Source organism: Roseateles saccharophilus (assembly GCF_004342485.1).
GTDB classification, from domain to species: Bacteria; Pseudomonadota; Gammaproteobacteria; order Burkholderiales; family Burkholderiaceae_C; genus Pelomonas; species Pelomonas saccharophila.
This window is the reverse complement of sequence record NZ_SMBU01000036.1, coordinates 1-18,082: the sequence shown is the minus strand read 5'-3', so window position 1 is coordinate 18,082 and position 18,082 is coordinate 1. Positions and strand designations below refer to the sequence as shown.

Annotated in this window: 17 protein-coding genes; 8 read left to right on the top strand and 9 right to left on the bottom strand. The window is 71.9% G+C overall.

The annotated features are described in order from the left end of the window. The first annotated feature begins 228 nt into the window (after positions 1 to 228). Positions 229 to 1,362, top strand: a complete 1,134-nt coding sequence (locus tag EV671_RS21640) for a porin (protein WP_132575688.1) — start codon at positions 229 to 231, stop codon at positions 1,360 to 1,362. A 245-nt stretch (positions 1,363 to 1,607) separates the two neighbouring features. Here EV671_RS21640 and EV671_RS21635 read toward each other — a convergent pair whose 3' ends face one another. Then, positions 1,608 to 2,165: a cytochrome b gene (locus EV671_RS21635; protein ID WP_132575686.1), complete on the bottom strand. Its 558-nt coding sequence runs from the start codon at positions 2,163 to 2,165 to the stop codon at positions 1,608 to 1,610. 142 nt (positions 2,166 to 2,307) lie between these two features. Here EV671_RS21635 and EV671_RS21630 point away from each other — a divergent pair, with 142 nt between their 5' ends. After that, entirely contained in the window at positions 2,308 to 3,051 is a 744-nt protein-coding gene (locus EV671_RS21630) for a proteasome-type protease (RefSeq protein WP_132575684.1), read from the top strand. A 2-nt stretch (positions 3,052 to 3,053) separates the two neighbouring features. Further along, complete coding sequence (locus EV671_RS21625; protein WP_132575682.1) at positions 3,054 to 3,818, top strand: substrate-binding periplasmic protein; 765 nt, start codon at positions 3,054 to 3,056, stop codon at positions 3,816 to 3,818. 26 nt (positions 3,819 to 3,844) lie between these two features. On the opposite strand, the gene nadC is transcribed toward EV671_RS21625, so the two are convergent. Both nadC and EV671_RS21615 read right to left on the bottom strand, forming a co-directional pair. Beyond that, positions 3,845 to 4,708, bottom strand: coding sequence for a carboxylating nicotinate-nucleotide diphosphorylase (nadC, locus tag EV671_RS21620; protein ID WP_132575680.1), 864 nt, complete (start codon positions 4,706 to 4,708; stop codon positions 3,845 to 3,847). Continuing rightward, the gene (locus EV671_RS21615; protein ID WP_132575678.1) at positions 4,708 to 5,406 is read right to left on the bottom strand and encodes a fumarylacetoacetate hydrolase family protein; all 699 of its coding nucleotides are present in this window, start codon (positions 5,404 to 5,406) and stop codon (positions 4,708 to 4,710) included. Before EV671_RS21615 ends, nadC begins: the two co-directional genes overlap by 1 nt. 61 nt (positions 5,407 to 5,467) lie before the next feature. On the opposite strand from EV671_RS21615, the gene EV671_RS21610 reads away from it, so the two are divergent. Further along, the gene (locus EV671_RS21610) at positions 5,468 to 6,319 is read left to right on the top strand and encodes a septal ring lytic transglycosylase RlpA family protein (RefSeq protein ID WP_243655837.1); all 852 of its coding nucleotides are present in this window, start codon (positions 5,468 to 5,470) and stop codon (positions 6,317 to 6,319) included. Between the two features lie 4 nt (positions 6,320 to 6,323). Here the strand turns inward: EV671_RS21610 and EV671_RS21605 are convergent, their stop codons facing one another. Continuing rightward, entirely contained in the window at positions 6,324 to 7,082 is a 759-nt protein-coding gene (locus EV671_RS21605) for an SDR family oxidoreductase (protein ID WP_415840544.1), read from the bottom strand. Between EV671_RS21605 and EV671_RS21600 the strand changes: the two genes are divergently transcribed. Both EV671_RS21600 and EV671_RS21595 read left to right on the top strand, forming a co-directional pair. Then, positions 7,072 to 8,319 (top strand): GGDEF domain-containing protein, encoded by a 1,248-nt coding sequence (locus tag EV671_RS21600; protein WP_165917674.1) that lies wholly within the window; start codon positions 7,072 to 7,074, stop codon positions 8,317 to 8,319. The genes EV671_RS21605 and EV671_RS21600 overlap by 11 nt on opposite strands. A 28-nt stretch (positions 8,320 to 8,347) precedes the next feature. Further along, a complete protein-coding gene (locus EV671_RS21595; RefSeq protein WP_165917673.1) occupies positions 8,348 to 9,511 on the top strand; it encodes a GGDEF domain-containing protein in 1,164 nt (387 codons plus the stop codon). Between the two features lie 148 nt (positions 9,512 to 9,659). Here EV671_RS21595 and EV671_RS21590 read toward each other — a convergent pair whose 3' ends face one another. Genes EV671_RS21590 through EV671_RS21575 form a run of 4 tightly spaced genes read right to left on the bottom strand, consistent with a single transcriptional unit; the run spans position 9,660 to position 13,667 of the window. Next, positions 9,660 to 10,688 carry an alpha/beta hydrolase-fold protein gene (locus EV671_RS21590; protein WP_132575668.1) on the bottom strand — a complete coding sequence of 343 codons (1,029 nt, stop codon included), beginning with the start codon at positions 10,686 to 10,688 and terminating at the stop codon, positions 9,660 to 9,662. Then, a complete protein-coding gene (locus EV671_RS27545) occupies positions 10,685 to 11,380 on the bottom strand; it encodes a (R)-mandelonitrile lyase (protein ID WP_132575666.1) in 696 nt (231 codons plus the stop codon). Before EV671_RS27545 ends, EV671_RS21590 begins: the two co-directional genes overlap by 4 nt. After that, positions 11,377 to 12,804 (bottom strand): MFS transporter, encoded by a 1,428-nt coding sequence (locus EV671_RS21580; RefSeq protein WP_132575664.1) that lies wholly within the window; start codon positions 12,802 to 12,804, stop codon positions 11,377 to 11,379. Before EV671_RS21580 ends, EV671_RS27545 begins: the two co-directional genes overlap by 4 nt. An 11-nt stretch (positions 12,805 to 12,815) precedes the next feature. Next, entirely contained in the window at positions 12,816 to 13,667 is an 852-nt protein-coding gene (locus tag EV671_RS21575; RefSeq protein ID WP_132575662.1) for an aldo/keto reductase, read from the bottom strand. A 105-nt stretch (positions 13,668 to 13,772) separates the two neighbouring features. Here EV671_RS21575 and EV671_RS21570 point away from each other — a divergent pair, with 105 nt between their 5' ends. After that, positions 13,773 to 14,756 carry a LysR family transcriptional regulator gene (locus tag EV671_RS21570; RefSeq protein WP_132575660.1) on the top strand — a complete coding sequence of 328 codons (984 nt, stop codon included), beginning with the start codon at positions 13,773 to 13,775 and terminating at the stop codon, positions 14,754 to 14,756. A gap of 19 nt (positions 14,757 to 14,775) precedes the next feature. Here EV671_RS21570 and EV671_RS21565 read toward each other — a convergent pair whose 3' ends face one another. Continuing rightward, on the bottom strand, positions 14,776 to 16,914 hold the full coding sequence (locus tag EV671_RS21565) for a M13 family metallopeptidase (protein ID WP_132575658.1): 2,139 nt from the start codon (positions 16,912 to 16,914) through the stop codon (positions 14,776 to 14,778). A gap of 148 nt (positions 16,915 to 17,062) precedes the next feature. Here EV671_RS21565 and EV671_RS21560 point away from each other — a divergent pair, with 148 nt between their 5' ends. Further along, entirely contained in the window at positions 17,063 to 17,992 is a 930-nt protein-coding gene (locus EV671_RS21560; RefSeq protein WP_132575656.1) for an NAD(P)-dependent oxidoreductase, read from the top strand. Positions 17,993 to 18,082 lie beyond the last annotated feature (90 nt).

Below are 18,082 nucleotides of genomic sequence, written 5' to 3'. Positions count from 1 at the left end.
GGCACTGCTCCGCGCCGCCACAGCCGCGCTGCAACGCGGCGCAGCGCGCGACGCGGCCCGCGCCACAACCGGCGTCCGGTGCGACCCGCAGCCGCGTGCCAGCACGACACGTTCTGCCCCGCCCGCTGCGCCGCGCCGCAGCATCCCACGCCCCCGCCCGCTCCAGGCCGGCACTGGCACAGCGCTTGCGCAGGCAGCAGCGGCCACATCACAACCACTGGAGACAACATGAAGCACAGCCACATCCTCATCGCCGCCCTGCTCGCCACCGCAGGCGCCGCCCATGCCGCCGACTTCAAGGCCGGCGAGTGGGACCTCAGCGTCGGCGGCATCGTCAACGCCTACTACACCCACACCAGCTGCAGCGGCTCACAGGCCGTCACCGGCCTGGCCCTGGCCAGCCAGGCGCTGGGCTGCGCCGGCACCGAAGGCCGCACCGTCATCGGCAACGGCCTGCTGCCCAATGCGCTGACCACGACGGCCAAGACCCGCCAGGAGGGCTATGACATCAGCGCCACGCTGATGATCGGCGCGGCCGTGGCGGCCGGCGACGCCATCTCCAACAACAGCAATGTCGACGTGCGCCAGGGCTTCGTCACCATCGGCAATGCCGACATGGGCAGCGTCAAGCTCGGCCGCGACTACGGCCTGTTCGGCCAGTCCGCCATCCTCGGCGACATGACCCTGCTCGGCGCCGGCGCGCCCGTCAGCGCCACCCAACGCAACCGCGTCACGCTGGGCCACATCGGCTCCGGCTACACCTACCTCGGCACCTATGGCCAGATGGCCTACAGCCTGCCCACCAGCGGCGGCTTCTCGGCCACCATCGCGCTGATGAGCCCGGTGGACGCCAGCGGCACCAGCTTCATCGGCCGCAGCGAACCCCAGCTGCAGGCCCTGGTGTCGGCCAAGTTCGACGGCGGCAAGGTCTGGGCCGGCCTGAAGCACCAGAAGTTCGAGGGCCCGAACAACACGGCCGGCTTCACGATGAGCGGCGGCGAGCTGGGCGCCAGCATCACGGCCGGCGCCTTCGGCCTCGCGGCCAATGTGCAGAGCGGCAAGGGCCTGGGCGTGCTGTCCGACGGCGACAGCGGCGACCGCAAGCAGACCAATCTGCTGGTCCAGGCCACCTGGCAGGCCACGCCCAAGGCCAAGCTCGGCCTGAACTGGGGCGAGAGCCGGCTCAAGGACGGCGCGACGACCGACCTGCGCAGCAACAGCAACGTGACGGCCGGCCTCTACTACGGCCTGACCAAGAGCGTGACGCTGGTGACGGAGATCAGCCGCACGACCTCCAAGCCCGTCGTGGGCAGCGAGGCCAGGATGAACGGCTTCGCCTTTGGCGGGATCGTGTTCTTCTGAAGCCTGACGAACCGTAGGAGGCTATTGCGGGCCGAGCGCCGGGCCGCTCCCAAGCCGGCCCGCGCAGGCGATGTGCTTGCGGCTCAATGCCGCAAGCATCGCCGCCCCCCGGGGGGCTGAGCCCGGACACATTCCGCCCAGTGGGCGGAATGTGTCTGGCGAAGGGCTGCGGCCCAGGCCGCAGCGCGGTCTGCAAGACCGACCAGGCTCGCCCGCGTCCAGCGCGGCGAGAATGGGCGAGGGGCTCACTTCAGTCGCCAGGGCAGCATGGACGCCAGCACGCCATCCTTGCGCGCAAAGTGGTGATAAAGCGCGGCCAGCGCATGCAGGCCGGCCAGCCACATCAGCGCGTCGCCCAGAACGCCGTGCACGTCGCCCCAGTCCGCCGCCTCGCCCAGCGGCGAGCCGGCGATCCAGGGCAGTTGGTCCACCCGCACGCCGCCCAGCAGGGTCAGCGGGTGGCTTTCGCTACCCAGGGCCAGCAGGGCCGTCAGCGGCAGGACCAGCAGCAGGGCCCACAGCGCGCCATGCACCAGCAGCGCCGGCACCCGCATCCACATCGGCATCTCGAAATGCGGCTTGCCCGGGCGCAGGGCCACCCACAGCAGGCGCAGCAGCGTCATCGCGAACACCAGCAGGCCCAAGGACTCGTGCCAGACGATGTCCAGCCGCGTGGCCGGGTCGACGCCGTCGTGCATCAGCCGCCCGAAGCCCCCCGGGCCCAGGATGAAGGCGATGGTCGCGGCGATGGCCGTCAGCCAGTGCAGGGCGCGGCTGATCGGGTCATAGCGGGGAGTGGGCATCGGTTGGGCCATGGTGCATGGGGTGAGTTTGGGCGGATTGTGGCGGCTGCCTGAGGCCTTGCGCCGGCCGCAGTTCCGGCGGCAATGCCGGCCACGGAGGCAATCACGATAATCGAGCCAGCTTGTCTGCCACGACCTCCCCATGACCTATTGCGTCGCGATGCGCCTGCGCTCGGGCCTGCTGTTCGCCTCCGACACCCGCACCAATGCGGGCGTGGATCACATCGCGAGCTTTCGCAAGATGTACCAGTTCCAGATCCCGCACCAGCGCGAGATCGTCATCCTGGCGGCCGGCAACCTGGCGACGACGCAGTCCGTGCTCTCGCTGCTGAACGCGCGCCTGAACGGCGAGGGCGAGCACCTGCTCAACGTGCCCAGCCTCTACGACGGCGCCGTGCTGCTCGGCCGCACGCTGAAGGAGGTCGTCGCGCGCGACTCCGGCGGCGGCATGCAGAGCCAGGGCGTGGACTTCGGCGCCAACTTCCTGCTCGGCGGCCAGATCCGGGGCGAGGGCCCGCGCCTCTTCCACGTCTACCCGCAGGGCAATTTCATCGAGGCCACCGAGGACACGCCCTACTTCCAGATCGGCGAGAGCAAGTACGGCAAGCCCATCATCGACCGCGTCATCAACTACGAGACGACGCCGCTGGACGAGGCCGCCAAGTGCACGCTAGTGAGCTTCGACTCGACGATCCGCTCCAACCTGTCGGTGGGCCTGCCCATCGACATGCTGATGCTGCGCGCCAACCAGTTCGAGCAGGCGATGAAGCCGCCGCACCGCATCGGCCGCGACGACCCCTATTTCCTGTCGCTGCGCGACGGCTGGAGCAAGGGGCTGCGCAAGGTCTTCGACGAACTGCCGAACGAACCCTGGTTCGACAACTGACCATGCAGTGGCACCGGCTCCTGACCAGTTGCGCCCTCGGGGTGGCGCTGTCCTGCACGGCGCAGGACATCACCCTGTTGCGCACGGTGGCCCAGTCCGGCAACCTGCCCAAGTTCAACACCGGCGACACCTACAGGCCGGGCTACTGCGTGGAGATGCTGCGCGCCATCGAGGCCACCGAAGCCACCGTGCGCTTCGAGGGCCTCGACCAGGCCCTGCCCCTCAAGCGCATCGAAGGCCTGCTGGAAAGCGGGCGGGTCGATGTTTTCTGCGGCCTGGCGCTCACACCGGCTCGCGAGGCCAGGATCAGCTTCCTGCCGCACGTCGTCTACGTCACCCGGCACAGGCTCGCCGTGCGGGCCGACGACCCCCTGCACATCGAGAAGCTGGAAGAGCTGCGCCGGCTGCCGCCCGATGAGCCGATCATGGTCAACCGCAGCAGCCTCTATGAGCAGGTCCTGCAGGATGTCGGCGGCATCCCGCTCGATGCCAGCGTTTCCGACCCGGCCCTCAGCCTTCGCAAGCTGATCAACCACCGCGGCCGGGCCTACTACTTCAGCGACATGGAGCTGAACTACTACATCAAGCGCGAGCGGCTCCAGGACAAGGTCCGGCTCCTGCCCCAGGTCTTCCACGAAGACCGCCCGCTGTTCGCCTACCGCCGGGACTTGCCGGAAGCCACCGTCGAGCGGCTGCGCAGCGCGCTCGACAGGCTGCAGGCGGACGGCAGCCTCCAGCGCATCGCCGCCCGCTACGACGCACGCTAGCGCCTGCCGCCGCTACGGCAGCCGGCTCACACCGGCCCCAGCACCCGCATCGAGTAGTCCACCGCGCGCACGTCCTTGGTCAGCCGGCCGATGGAAATGCGGTCCACGCCGGTCGCGGCGATCCAGCGCAGCTGCTCCAGCGCGACGCCGCCCGACACCTCCAGCAGGGCACGGCCGGCATTCATCGCGACGGCCTCGCGCATCATGGCCTCGCTGAAGTTGTCCAGCAGCACGCTGACCGCGCCGGCCGCCAGCGCCTCGTCCAGCTGCGCGATGGTCTCGACCTCGATCTGGATGTCCACGCCCGAGTTCAGCGCCTGCGCCGCGCGCAGCGCCTCGCCCACGCCGCCGGCCGCGGCGATGTGGTTCTCCTTGATGAGGATGCCGTCGTACAGCGCCAGCCGCTGGTTCTGGCCGCCGCCGACGCGCACCGCGTACTTCTGCGCCAGGCGCAGGCCCGGGATGGTCTTGCGCGTGTCGAGGATGGCGCAGCCGCGCGGGTTGGGGCTGGCGCCGGCCACCGCGTCGACATGGGCGCGCGTGAGCGTGGCCGTGGCCGACAGCAGCTGCAGGAAGTTCAGCGCCGGCCGCTCGGCGCTGAGCAGCGCGCGGCCATCGGCCTCGATGCGGCAGACGATGCTGTCGGCCGTCATCGCCGCGCCTTCGTCGTAGAGCCATTCGATGCGGCTGGACGCGTCCAGCGCGGCGAACACGCCGTCGAACCAGTCGCGGCCGCACAGCACGGCAGGCTCGCGCACGCGCACCTGGGCGGCCACGCGCCGGCCCGCGGGCACGAGCCGGGCCGTCCAGTCGCAGCCGCCGATGTCCTCGGCCAGGGCCTCGTGGATGTTGCGCGCGCGGGCCAGCTCCAGGGTTTCTTGCGTGTACATCACTCGGCCTGCCCCACGGTCAACGTGATCTCGCCCAGGCCCTCGATGCGGCCGACCAGCACGTCGCCCGGCACGACGGCGCCCACGCCGGCCGGCGTGCCCGTGTAGATCAGGTCGCCCGGATGCAGGCGGTAGAGGTGGGACAGGTTGGACACGATCTCGGCGGGGTTCCAGATCATGTCGGCCAGGTCGCCGCGCTGCTTCTCGACGCCGTTCACGGCCAGCGTGATCGCGCCGCGCTCGAGGCGGCCGACGTCGGACACGCGCACGATGTCGCCGAGGATGGCGGACTGGTCGAAGCCCTTGGCCGTGTCCCAGGGCTTGCCGGCCGCCTTGGCCGCGGCCTGCAGGTCGCGGCGCGTCATGTCCAGGCCCGCGGCATAGCCCCAGATCGCGGCCATGGCGGCCTCGGGCGTGAGCTTGAACACCGGCGCGCCGATGGCCAGCACCAGCTCCATCTCGTAGTGGTAGTTGCGGGTTTCGGTCGGGTAGGGCACGGTGCTGCCCGAGGGCGTCAGGGCCGTCGTCGGTTTCGTGAAGTAAAACGGCGCCTCGCGGCTCGGGTCCGAGCCCATCTCGCGGGCATGATCGGCATAGTTGCGGCCGACGCAGAAGATGCGGCGGACCGCGTAGCGGGCGTCAGTGCCGCGCACGGCGGCGCTGGGAATCTCGGCCGGAGGAAAGACGAAATTGCTCATGGCATGGCATCGACGATGGAAGAACAGCGCGCAGCATACTGGGCTGGCCCTGGCGCTGCTCATGCTGGCCTTGATGACCGGCTGCGCGACGCGCCCGGTGGCCCCCGCCGCCGATCGTGACGGCGCGCCGGCCAGCCCGCCGGCCGAGCTGCACAAGGTGCCCGACGCCGAACCGCGCGTCGAGCCCATCCGCAGCGGCGGCCCGAACAAGCCCTACGAGGTGGCGGGCGAGCACTACGAGCCCATCACGACGGACGCGCCCTATGCCGAGCGCGGCCTGGCCTCCTGGTACGGCAACAAGTTCCACGGCCGGCCGACCTCCAGCGGCGAGGTCTACAACATGTATGCGATGACGGCCGCGCACGCGACACTGCCCATCCCGAGCTATGCCCGCGTGCGCAACCCGGCCAACGGCCGCGAGGTCGTCGTGCGCATCAACGACCGCGGCCCCTTCCACAAGGGCCGCATCATCGACCTCAGCTACACCGCCGCGCTCAAGCTCGACCTGCTGCGCGGCGTGGCGCCGGTGGAGGTCAAGCGCATCACCTATGCCGAGATCCGCGCCGGCGCCTGGCAGAAGCCGGCGAACGAGCCACCGCCCACCTTCGTGCCCGAGGTGCCGCCCGGTTCACCGCAGCGCGAGACGACGGCCACCGTCGCGGCCACGGTCACCACCGGCCCGGGCTACTGGCTGCAGTTCGGCGCTTTCGGCCGGCTCGACGGCGCCGAGGCGCTGCGCCAGCGCGTCGCCGAGGCCGACCTCGGCCTGCTGCCGCTGCTGACCATCGTGCGCGAGGCCGGCCTGAACCGGCTGCGCGCCGGCCCCTTCCCGAGCGCCGACGAGGCGCGCTCCATGGCCGACAAGCTGCGCACCGAGAGCGGGCTGGAGTCCAGCCTGGTGGAAAAGCGTTAGGCGTCTAACGGCCGCCGGCCACGTCCAGCAGCGCGCCCACCGTGTAGCTGGCCGCATCGCTGAGCAGCCAGGCGATGGCCTCGGCCACCTCCTCGGCGCGGCCCAGGCGCTGGATGGGAATGCCGGCGGCGGCGGCGCCGGCATCCATGCCGCTGGCCGCATGGATGTCGGTCTCGATGATGCCGGGCCGCACGCCGTTGACGCGTATGCCCTCGGCGATCAGCTCGCGCGCCAGGCCCTTGGTCAGCGTATCCACGGCGCCCTTGGTGGCCGCGTAGTCCACGTAGACGCCGGCCGAGCCGAACTCGGCCGCACGCGAGCTCAGGTTGACGATGGCACCGCCCGCGCCGCCGCGCGCCGTGCTCATGCGCCGCGCGGCCTGCTGGCAGCACAGCAGCGTGCCGATGACGTTGACGTCGAAGAGGCGGCGCCAGCGCGCCATGTCCATCGCCTCCAGCCGCGCGGCCGGCGCGACGATGCCGGCGTTGTTGACCAGGCCCGCCAGCCTCGCGCCGGGCCCACCGGCCGCGTCCAGGCGCTCGAACATCGCGGCCACCTGGGCCTCGTCCGCCACGTCGGCCTGCAGCGCCAGCGCGCGCCGGCCGGATGCGCGCAGTCTGGACGTCAGCAGCTCGGCAGCGGCATGATCCCGCGCATAGTTGATGGCCACGTCCCAGCCCGCCTGCGCACAGCGCAGGGCCGTCGCGGCGCCAATGCCGCGCGAGCCGCCGGTGATCAGGACCCAGGCCGTCATGGCCGGCATTGTGGCGTTGTCGGAGAAGATCTGCCCCTACCCGGCCCACCGCATGGATTTCATCGACGTCCCCACCGTCCTCAAGGTCAGCGCCCTCTTCAACGCGATGGCGGCGCTGGCCTGGCTGCTGCTCGCCCAACTGTTCCGCATCGCGCCGCGCGCCGGCCAGCTGATGGCGGCGGGGCATCTGCTGCGGATCGCGACGCAGGACTGCGGCGACTGCATGGCCGGCTGGCCCGCGCTGCTGCGCCAGGCCGTGCCCGAATTCGGCCAGCTGGCCTGCATGCTGCTGCTGTTGCTCGCGCTGCGGCGCATGCTGCGCAACCGCCGGCACCCGCGCGACATCGCCTGGCTGGGCGGCCTGGGCGCGCTGGCCATCACGGCCGGCCTCGCCAGCGGCTCGGGCCTGGCGCCCCAGCTCGCCGGCACGGCCAGCGTCGCGCTGCTGGCCGCCCTGGCCGTGCGCGAGGTGCTGCGCGGCGTCAGCCGGCACCTCACGCCCGTCGTCACCGCCCTCACCACCCTGCCCTTCGCCACGCTGGCCGTCGTGAGCCTGGCCCATGCGGCCGAGCTGCTGCTCGTGCCCGGCTGGGGCGACCACGTCCTCAGCGGTGCACTGCCCTCGCCGGCGCGCGCCGTGCTGGGCTTCGTCATCACGGCCAGCATCACGCTCAGCCTCATCGCGCTGATGATCTGGCGCCTCGTCACCCGCATCCAGCATCTCACCCACCGCGACTCCCTGACCGGCGCGCTGAACCGCCGCGCCTTCGAGCAGGCCCTGGCCGAGGCCCAGGCCCAGCTGCGGCGCGGCCACGGCTTCGCGGTCGCGATGATCGACATCGACCACTTCAAGCGCATCAACGACGAGCACGGCCACCTCGCCGGCGACGCGGCGCTGCAGCGTTGCGTGCGCATCTGGCAGGCCGGCCTGCGCGAGGTGGACCGCCTCGGGCGCCTGGGCGGCGAGGAGTTCTGCGCGCTGCTGCCGCTCGACAACCCCGCCAACCTGGCCGACGCTGCCGCCGTGGCCGAGCGGCTGCGCGCCAGCCTTGCCGCCGAGCCGCTGCACTGGAAGGGCGCGGAGCTGCGCCTGTCGGCCAGCTTCGGCGTGGCCCTGCCGGTGCTCGGCGACGCGGCCGGCGACGTCGGCCTGGCGCGCGCCGATGCCGAGCTCTACCGCGCCAAGGGCGAGGGCCGCAACCGCGTCTGCGTGGCGCCAGACCTGTCCGGGGCCGTTGCGGCATGAGCGCCGGACTGCCGCACCGAGGGCGCCCGTGAGCGTCACCACCGCCCAGACCCAGACCCTGCTGGCCGCCCTCATCCTGGTGGCCGGCGTGGCCGCGCTGGTCTGGACGGCCCTGGCCTGGACCGCGCGCATCGCGCCCCGGGCCTCGCTGACCATGGCCTGCGCCAACGCCGCCAATGCGCTGTCGCTGACCCTGCACGTGCTGCGCGGCACCCTGCCCGACGCCTTCACCTATTGGCCCAGCGACGTGCTGGCCGTGGCTTCCTTCGCCCTGCTCGGCGCGGCCGTGCCCGCCATCACGACGCGCGAGCTGCCCTGGAAGCCGGCCGCCGCCGCCGTCGCCGCCTGTGCGCTGGCCCTGCTCGCCCTGCCCTATGGCGGCGACCTGCGCTGGCAGGCCCGCCTGATCAGCGCGGCCGCCGCCGGCCTCACGCTGATGGCCGGCCTCACGGCCTGGCGCAGCCTGGGCCGCTCGGCCAGCGGCCGGCGCACGCCCGCGCCGCTGGCCCTGCCCCTGTTCCTCATCGCGGCGCTGATGGCGTTGCGCTGCGCCGAGAGCTTCGCCAATCCCGGCGCCACGCCCGACCTGCGCCTGCCCACCGGCTTCAACCTCGTCTTCCTGTGGACGGGCCTGGTGCTGCTGCTGCTGCAGAACGCGACGCTGGCCTTCCTCGTGCTGATGCGCCTGATCCTGCGCATCGAGCGCCTGCTCGAGCGCGACCCGCTGACCGACACGCTGAACCGCCGCGCCTTCGACCAGGCCCTGGCCAGCGCCCATGCCTGGCTGGCGCGCGGGCGCGGCTACGCCCTCGTCATGATCGACATGGACCGCTTCAAGCAGCTCAACGACAGCCTGGGCCACGCCGCCGGCGACGCCGCGCTGCGCCAGATGGTGAAGGAGCTGCAGCCCTGCCTGCGCGAGGTGGACCGCTTCGGGCGCCTGGGTGGCGAGGAGTTCTGCGTGCTGCTGCCCGACACCGACATCGCCGGCGCGGCCCTGGTGGCCGAGCGCATGCGCTGCCTCATCGACGCGGCGCCGCTGCGCTGGCTGGAACAGGACTGGCCGCTCAGCGCCAGCTTCGGCATCGCCGAGGCCGAGCGCGGCGACACGGGTGCCGACGCCGTGCTGGCGCGCGCCGACGCGGCCCTCTACCGCGCCAAGCACCAGGGCCGCAACCTGGTCCAGGGATGACGCACGCCCAGACCGCCACGACCCGGCTGCTGCCGGCATCGGCATCGCCGTGCGCGAGGGCGAGGTGCCGGCCGACGGCTTCCTGCCGGGCATCCGCCTCGTCGCCGGCGCCGCCGGCCTGGCCGTGCCTGCTGTGCTGGCTGCGGGGCTAGAAGTCTGCGCGGCGGAAGAAGGCGTCCACCGCCATCAGCATCTCCGCCGTGACCTGGCTCCAGTAGTGGAAGCTGTGGCCGCCCGCGTCCTCGCGGTAGTCCGGCGACTGGCCGCGCTCGCGCAGCGCGGCGACGAGGGCACGGTTGGTCGGCAGCAGCTCGTCTTCGGTGCCGCAGCGCAGCACCAGCTCGACCGGCGGGCCGGCACGACGCAGCTGCTCGACCAGTTCGGGCGGGTAGTAGCCGCTCAGTGCGTAGGCATAGCCCCAGCGCAGCGGCGCGGCCAGCGGCAGCTTGACCGCGCCATAGCCGCCCATCGACATGCCCGTGATGGCCGACTGCGCCCGCGACGGCGCCAGGCCGTAGCGCTCCTGCAACCAGGCCGGCAGCTCCTCCACGATGAAGCGCTCGGCCGGGCCGTCGTAGCGGCGGCCGTTGCTGCTCGGCATGACGATGACCAGGGGCCGCATGCGGCCGGACGCGATCAGCCGGTCGGCATAACGCTCGACATGGCCGGTGCGCCACCACTGGTCGGCGTCCATGCCGCCGCCGTGCAGCAGCGTCAGCACGGGCAGCGCCTGGCCGCGTTCGAAGCCGGGTGGCAGGTAGACGTTGACCTTGACCGCCTGGCCGAATGCGGCCGACGGCACCTGCTGCGTCTCGACCCGCCCAGCTCCCGCCGCCGGCGGCGTCCACGGTCCCTCGCCGACGAAGACGAAGGAATGCTCGCCACCGCGCCCGTCGGCATCGTGGTCGGGCGTGGCCGGGTCGGGCAGCCAGCGGCCGTCGACGACGAACTTGTAGAGCCATTGCCCGGGCGCCAGGTCCAGGCGCAGGCGCCAGACGCCGTCGGCCCCGCGCACCATCGCCTGCTTGTGCGCGTCCCAGTCCGTCATCTCGCCGGCAAGCAAGACCTGGCGCGCCGCGGGCCCAGCAATCGCGAAGGTGACGGGATCGGCCTGCACGCCCGCCGCGCAGGACAGGGCGAGACAGGCGGCCAGACAGGACGGCGACTTGGGTTTCATCGGGCTAGCAGCGTTGCGGTCGGGCCGCGAGATTGCCACAGCCGGGCGTACAGGGGTTCAGACTCCTGGCCAACACCGCTGCCCGCCCCGCCATGGATCTCGACCCCAAGGACCTCGTCGACCGCGCGACCGAAGCCCGCAAGGAAGCCAGCGCCGCCGCGTTGACCGAGCTGTGGCCGCCGTTCAGGGCCGCCCGCGACGAGGCCGGCGCTGACCAGTGCGGCCTGGTAGTCGGCGTCGCCGACCTTGTCGCGCCAGGTCACCGCGTTGCCGTCTTCCGCCTTTTCGGCGATGGCCACATGGGTCATCGCCGTGTCGGGGCCGGCGCCATGCCAATGCCGCACGTTGGCGGGGATGGTGACGACGTCGCCGGGGCGGATCACCAGCGCCGGCTGCCCTGCCTGCTGGACCAGGCCCAGCCCGGCCGTGACGACCAGCGTCTGCCCGAGCGGATGGCTGTGCCAGGCCGTGCGGGCGCGCGGCTCGAAGCTCACCGTCGCGCCGCCGGCCCTGCCCGGCAGCAGGGCCTGGAAGGGCGCGGTGACGCGCACGGTGCCGGTGAAGTTCTCGCTCGGCCCGATGGCCGCGGGCGAGGACGCCGCCGTGCGGACCGTAACCCGGGCTACGGCGGGCAGCTGCGCCTGCGTCGCGTTGGCCGCGCCGGCGAGCGCCATGCAAACGAGGGTCTTCATGCCAGGGTCTCCTGTCGATGGGCGGGACGGCGGCGCGGCCTCACGATGCAGGCCCAGGCCACGAGCAGCGCCAGGGCCAGCAGCAGGGCGCCGGCATCCATGACCGCCGAGACCCGATGCGCCAGGGCGTCGATGCCAGGGGCCGTGGCCGGCGCCGCCGCGGCAGCGATCAGCACCAGCACGCCGAGGCCCAGCGCGCCGCCCAGCTGGTGCGCCACGTTCACGAGGCCGGACGCCGCACCCGCGTCCCTCGGCGCGACGCCGGCGACGCCGGCTGCGGTCAGCGGCCCCAGCAGCAGGCCCTGGCCGAGACCGATGAGGGCCATCGGCGGCGCCACGTCCAGCCAGTAGCTTGCATGGGTGTCGGCCTGGCCCAGCCAGAGCAGACCGATGGCGCCGAGGAGCAGGCCCGCCAGCAGCAGGCTGCCACCGCCATGGCGGCGCGCCAGCCGCGGCACGGCCATGGCCGACGCGAAATTGGGCAGCGTGACCGGCAGGAAGGCCAGGCCGGCCTGCAGCGGGCGCAGCTGCAGCACGCCCTGCAGGAACTGCGTGGAGAAGAACCAGAAGCCCACCGCACCCGCCATGAAGAGCATGCGGGCGGCGTAGGCGCCGGCGCGCTCCCGGTGGGCCAGCAGGCGCAGCGGCAGCACTGGCTGGCCGACACGCCGCTCGATCGCGACGAAGGCCGCCAGCATCAGTGCGCCGCCGGCCAGGGCGGCCAGCGCCGCCGGCTCCTGCCAGCCGGCTTCCGCGGCCCTCACCAGGCCGTAGACGAGGCTCGTCATGCCCAGCGTGGCGCTGGCGGCACCGGCCAGGTCGAAGCGGCCGGCCTGCACGGGCGTCTCGGCGACGTGCTTCCTCGCTGCGGCGACCAGCGCGAGGCCGATGGGCAGGTTGACGAAGAAGCCGGCGCGCCAGGACAGCAGGTCCGCGAACAGGCCGCCCAGCACAAGGCCGAGCGTGGCGCCGATGCCGGCCGCAGCGGCGTACAGGGACAGTGCGCGGGTGCGCGCCGGCCCCTCGGCGAAATGGGTGGACAGCAGGGCCAGCGTGGACGGCGCCAGCACGGCGGCGCCCGCCCCCTGCACGGCGCGCGCCGCCAACAGCCAGGCCGCCGACGGGCTCAGGCCGATGGCCACCGACGCCAGCGTGAACAGCGACAGGCCGCCGATGAACATGCGCCGCCGGCCCAGGATGTCGCCCGCGCGGGCCCCCAGCAGCAGCAGGCCGCCGAAGGCCAGGGTGTAGGCATTGCTGACCCAGGAGAGCCGGGCCGCGCTGAAGCCCAGCTCGGCCTGGATGCGGGGCAGGCCGGTGATGACGATGGAGATGTCCACCACGATCATCAGATAGCTGGCCACGATGATGGCCAGCACCGTGCCGCTTCCAGCGGCCGGCGCGTGGCGGTCGGACTTGCCCATGCCGCTATCTCTCAGATGTCGAGCCTGCGCTCGGACATCCACTTGACGATGGCCGGGTCGCGGTGCGAGAAAAAGCTGCTCGTGTCGGTGTCGAGCGCGGCGATGCGGGCCATGTCGGCGTCGTCGAGCGCGAAGTCGAAGATGGCGATGTTCTCGGCCATGCGCTCTTTGCGCACCGACTTGGCCAGGGCCACGATGCCGCGCTGCACCAGCCACCTCAGCACCACCTGGCCCACCGACTTGCCGTGGCGCGCGCCGATGCCGGCGAGCACCTCGTTCTGGAACAGGTTGTTGCGGCCTTCCGCGAACGGCGCCCAGGCCTCGGCCTGCACGCCGATCTCCTTCATGAAGGCGGCGCCCTCCAACTGCTGCTGAAAGGGGTTGACCTCCACCTGGTTGACGGCCGGCGCGATCTCGTTGAAGACCTTGATGTCCATCAGCCGATCCGGGTGGAAGTTGCTGACGCCGATGGCACGCAGCTTGCCAGCCCGGTAGGCGTCCTGCATCGCGCGCCAGGAGCCGTGCACGTCGCCGAAGGGCTGGTGGATGAGGTAGAGGTCCAGGTGGTCGAGGCCCAGGCGGCGCAGCGACTTGTCGATGGCCGCCTGCGTGCGCTCGTAGCCGGTCTCCTGCACCCAGAGCTTGCTGGTCACGAAGAGCTGCTCGCGGGGCAGGCCGCTGGCCTTCAGGCCGCGGCCCACGGCTTCCTCGTTCATGTAGGAGGCGGCCGTGTCGATGAGCCGGTAGCCGACCTCGATGGCGTCGATGACGCTGCGCTCGCAGTCCTTGGCGTCGGGAATCTGGAAGACGCCGAAGCCGGCGATGGGCATCTGGATGCCGTTGTTCAGGGTGACATGCTGCATGGTGGCCGCTCCGGGTTCGATGCAGCGAACTCTAGGCAGGCGACTCGCATCCCGATAGTGACGGCAAGGTTGCTGGATTGACATCGAATTGATGACAATGCCGGCGTGGCGATCAATGAACTCCGGTCGATCTCGACCTTCATCAAGGCGGCGGAGCTGGGCAGCCTCAGGCAGGCCGCGCTGGCGCTGGGCATCAGCCCGCAGGCGGCGAGCAAGGCGCTGGCGCAGCTCGAAACCCACCTCGACGCGCGGCTGTTCCACCGCACGACGCGCGTGATGTCGCTCACCGATGCGGGCCAGCGCCTGCTGGACGATGTGCAGCCGGCGGTGCTCGGCATGCAGAGGGCGCTGGAGAAGGCCAGGTCCGCGAAGGACGAGTTCGCCGGGCCGCTGCGCATCGTCGGCCCGCGGACAGCCTTCCAGCATGTCCTGTGGCGCCTGGTCGACGAGTTCTGCGAGCGGCATCCGGGCATACAGCCCGACGTGCTGCTGGACGACCGCATCGGCAACTGGGTGGAGGACCGCGTCGACGTGGGCTTCCGCATCGGGCCGTCGCCGCATGAAGGCGTCATCGCGCGCCGCCTGTTCCCGCTGCAGCTGGTGATCTGCGCGGCGCCGTCCTATCTGCAGCGCCACGGCAGGCCGGACTCGCTCGCCGCGCTGGCCTCGCACCGCTGCAGCGCCTACCGCAGCCCCGGCACCGGCCAGGTCGTGCCCTGGCGCGTGAAGCTCGGGGGCCAGCCGGCCGACCAGCCGGTGGTGCCCGCGATCTGCTGCAACGACGAGGTGTTCGAGCTGCAGGCCGTGCTGGCGGGCAAGGTGCTGGGCCAGCTCGCGGGCGTGACGGCGGCGCCCTTCATCCGGGCGGGCCAGCTCGTGCCCCTGCTGGTGGACCACATGTCGGACTACGCCAGCTACTTCGTCTACTTCGGCAGCCGCACCTCGCAGCCCGACCGGGCGCGGGCCTTCATCGACCTCGCGGTGCAGCGGCTCAGCGACAACGCGGAATACGTGCTCAGCAGCAAGGAGCTGGCGGGCGGGCAGGGCCGCCCCGCCGCCGCGGCGCAGCGCAGGGCCGGCCGCCGCTAACCCCGCCGGCCGGCGGCCTTCACCAGACCTTGCAGCGCTCCGCCGCCGGCTTCACGAGCCCGGCGCCGGGCTTGCAGGCAAAGGCCTTCTCGAACTCCGGCATGTTGACGACGACGCCGTTGATGCGCCACTTGGCCGGCGAGTGCGGGTCGATCCTGGCGTGCACGCGCAGCGCCTCGGGTCGGGCATCGGCGCAGTCCCACTGCGCGAAGCCGACGAAGAAGCGCTGCTCGGGCGTCAGGCCGTCGCGGAGAGCCGGCGACGGGCCGCCCCGAGCCGGCTCAGCCCCCTCGGGGGGCAGCGGCGTACCCGCCGCGTGGGGGCCATTTGCCTCCAGCGTCTTGCCGCTCATGTGCACCTTCCAGGCCTCCCAGGCGAGGATGAGGCCGCCGAGGTCGGCGAGGTCCTCGCCCAGCGTCAGCCTGGCGTTGATCTTGATGTCGTCGACGACGGTGTAGCCGGCGTACTGGCCGACCACGCAGGCGGCGCGGCGCTGGAACTCCTTGCCGTCCTTCTTCGTCCACCAGTTCTTCAGGTTGCCCTGGGCGTCGAACTGGCGGCCCTCGTCGTCGAAGCCGTGGGTCAGCTCGTGGCCGATGGTGCCGCCGGTGTTGCCGTAGTTGGGCGCCTCGTCCAGGCGCGCGTCGTACAGCGGCGCCTGAAGCACGCCCGCGGGGAAGTTGATGTCGTTCATCTGCGCGTCGTAGTAGGCGTTCACCGTCTGCGGCGTCATGCTCCACTCGCCGCGGTCCAGCGGCTGGCCGATCTTGGCCAGGCGGCGCCGGGACTCGAACACATTGCCGGCGACGACGTTGCCGAGGAAGTCGCCGCGCTTCACGGCCAGGGCCGCGTAGTCGCGCCAGCGCTCGGGGTAGCCCACCTTGTTGACGATGGCCTTGAGCTTGGTCTGGGCGCGCGCCTTGGTCTCGGCGCTCATCCAGCTCAGGGACGCGATGCTGCGCGACATGGCGGCCTCGATCTCATCGGTCATCTGCACGGCGGCGGCCTTGAGCTCGGGCGTGAAGTTGCGCGCGACGAACTCCTGGCCCAGGGCCTCGCCCATCTGCGCGTCGACAAGCTGCACGCAGCGCTTCCAGCGCGGCTTGAGCTGTGGCTGGCCGGTCAGCGTCTGGCCATAGAAGTCGAAGTTGGCCTGCACGAAACCGTTGTCCAGCGCCGGGGCCAGGCTGCTCGCCAACTGCCAGCGCAGATAGGTCTTCACATCGGCCAAGCTCATGGCCTTCAGGCGCGCGGCGAAGGCCTTGAAGAAGGCCGGCTCGGTGACGTTGTAGCGGGCCTGGGCCGGCGGCGTTCCCAGCGCGGCCTGGAAGGCGGCCCAGTCGAAGCCGGGCGTCAGCGCCTGCAGGCCGCGGGCGTCGACGACGTGGAAGGTCTTGTAGGGGTCGCGCTTGTCCACCTTGCTCAGCGACGCGCGGGCCAGCACCGTCTCGGTGGCCAGCACGCTGCGCGCGGCGGCCCTGGCGGCGGCTGCGGGCTCGCCCAGCAGCTCGAACATGCGGGCCACATGGGCCTCGTAGGCGGCGCGGATCTTCAGCGTCTTGTCGTCGCGCTTCAGGTAGTAGTCGCGGTCGGGCAGGCCCAGGCCGCCGGCGCTGGCGAAGGCGATCTGGCGCGTCGCATCGGCAAAGTCCTGGCCGGCGCTGAAGCCGAAGAACAGGCGCTCATTGCCGGCGGCGAGCTGCAGCTCGGCCAGCAGGGCCGGCAGCGCCTGCTTGTCCGCCAGCGCCGCGATGCGCTCCAGCGTCGGCTGCAGCGGCTTCAGGCCGGCGGCCTGCACGGCGCCTTCGTCCATGCAGGCGGCGAAGTAGTCGCCCAGCCTGGCCTGCGTCGCGCTGCGCTCGGCCGCGGGGTCGCCGAGCTTGTTCAGCACGCCCCAGAGGTAGCGCTGGTTCTCGTTGGCCATCTTGGCGTAGACCGACCAGCGCGACTGGTCCGCCGGGATGGGGTTGTGCTGGCTCCAGGCGCCGCAGGCGTAGCGGTAGAGGTCCTCGCAGGGGTCGGCGCTGCGGTCCATGGCCGTGAGGTCCAGGCTGGGCGTGTAGGGCAGCGCGTCCAGCGGGCCTTCCGGGGCGGCCGGCTCGGCGGCATGGGCGTTGAGCGCAGCGGCCAGCAGGGCCGGCAGTAGCAGTCGTTTCATGGCGGGCAGGGGAATTTGAAGTGGCGCCGATTGTGGGCGCAGCCCACCCCGGGGCCATTCGGCATGCCCCCCGAATCAGGTTCCCGGAGATGCAGGACCGGGCCTTCGGCCATGATGGGCGCCTTTCGCGCCTCGCAACCGTTCCGCCATGCTCACGCTGCTGCTGCTCGTCCCCATCGCCGCCGAACACAAGGCCCTGCTGCTGGAGCGCTTTCGCGTCATCGAGGCCACCGACGCCGCCGCGCGCGCCGCGGCCATCGCCGCCCATGCGGCCGAGGTCGACCTGGTGCTGACCAATGGCAGCACCGGCTTTCGCGCCGACGAGATCGCCGCCTGCACCGGGCTGAAACTGCTGGCCGCCCAGGGCGCCGGCTACGAGAACCTCGACCTGGCCGCCGCCCGAGCCCAGGGCGTCGCCACCTGCAACGGCGCCGGCACCAACGACGACTGCGTGGCCGACCATGCGCTGGCCCTGCTGCTGTCCAGCCTGCGCGCGCTGCCCCAGCAGGGCGCCGCGCTGCGCGCCGGCATCTGGCGCGACGACCTGCCCCTGTACCCCAACTGCCGCGGCCGGCGCCTCGGGGTGCTCGGATTCGGCACCATAGGCCGCAAGATCGCCCGCCGCGCAACGGCCTTCGGCATGCTCATCGGCTATCACAACCGCCACCCGCGCGAGGACGCCGATGGCGCCTATTTCGACAGCGCGGCGGGCCTGGCCGCATGGGCCGACGACCTCGTCGTCGCGACGCCGGGCGGCGCGGCCACCAGGCACATCGTCGACGCCGAGGTGCTGGCGGCCCTCGGCCCCGGCGGCCATGTCGTCAACATCGCGCGCGGCAGCTGCGTGGACACGGCGGCACTGGCCGCGGCGCTGGCGGCCGGCCTTATCGCTGGCGCGGCCCTGGACGTCTATGAGAGCGAGCCGCGCCCGCCGCAGGAGCTGCTGGGCCTGGGCAACGTCATCCTGACGCCCCACATCGCCGGCTGGTCGCCGCAGTCGGTGCGCGCGACGGTGGAGAACTTCATCGCCAACGTCGAGGCCCTGCAGCGCGGCGAGGCGCTGCCGACACCGATCTAAGTGGCATGAACCAGGCGAGCACCCTGGATGATGGAAGACACTGGGGTGTGCGGGCCAGCGCGGGTAGAGGTCGATCAATTTATTGATGGC

What these genes read in the sequence shown, in the direction of transcription:
- EV671_RS21640 (WP_132575688.1), top strand. Translation starts at nt 229, where the DNA reads ATGAAGCACAGCCACATCCTCATCGCCGCCCTGCTCGCCACCGCAGGC.
- EV671_RS21635 (WP_132575686.1), bottom strand. Translation starts at nt 2,165, where the DNA reads ATGCCCACTCCCCGCTATGACCCGATCAGCCGCGCCCTGCACTGGCTG.
- EV671_RS21630 (WP_132575684.1), top strand. Translation starts at nt 2,308, where the DNA reads ATGACCTATTGCGTCGCGATGCGCCTGCGCTCGGGCCTGCTGTTCGCC.
- EV671_RS21625 (WP_132575682.1), top strand. Translation starts at nt 3,054, where the DNA reads ATGCAGTGGCACCGGCTCCTGACCAGTTGCGCCCTCGGGGTGGCGCTG.
- nadC (WP_132575680.1), bottom strand. Translation starts at nt 4,708, where the DNA reads ATGTACACGCAAGAAACCCTGGAGCTGGCCCGCGCGCGCAACATCCAC.
- EV671_RS21615 (WP_132575678.1), bottom strand. Translation starts at nt 5,406, where the DNA reads ATGAGCAATTTCGTCTTTCCTCCGGCCGAGATTCCCAGCGCCGCCGTG.
- EV671_RS21610 (WP_243655837.1), top strand. Translation starts at nt 5,468, where the DNA reads ATGCTGGCCTTGATGACCGGCTGCGCGACGCGCCCGGTGGCCCCCGCC.
- EV671_RS21600 (WP_165917674.1), top strand. Translation starts at nt 7,072, where the DNA reads ATGGCCGGCATTGTGGCGTTGTCGGAGAAGATCTGCCCCTACCCGGCC.
- EV671_RS21605 (WP_415840544.1), bottom strand. Translation starts at nt 7,082, where the DNA reads ATGCCGGCCATGACGGCCTGGGTCCTGATCACCGGCGGCTCGCGCGGC.
- EV671_RS21590 (WP_132575668.1), bottom strand. Translation starts at nt 10,688, where the DNA reads ATGAAACCCAAGTCGCCGTCCTGTCTGGCCGCCTGTCTCGCCCTGTCC.
- EV671_RS27545 (WP_132575666.1), bottom strand. Translation starts at nt 11,380, where the DNA reads ATGAAGACCCTCGTTTGCATGGCGCTCGCCGGCGCGGCCAACGCGACG.
- EV671_RS21580 (WP_132575664.1), bottom strand. Translation starts at nt 12,804, where the DNA reads ATGGGCAAGTCCGACCGCCACGCGCCGGCCGCTGGAAGCGGCACGGTG.
- EV671_RS21575 (WP_132575662.1), bottom strand. Translation starts at nt 13,667, where the DNA reads ATGCAGCATGTCACCCTGAACAACGGCATCCAGATGCCCATCGCCGGC.
- EV671_RS21565 (WP_132575658.1), bottom strand. Translation starts at nt 16,914, where the DNA reads ATGAAACGACTGCTACTGCCGGCCCTGCTGGCCGCTGCGCTCAACGCC.
- EV671_RS21560 (WP_132575656.1), top strand. Translation starts at nt 17,063, where the DNA reads ATGCTCACGCTGCTGCTGCTCGTCCCCATCGCCGCCGAACACAAGGCC.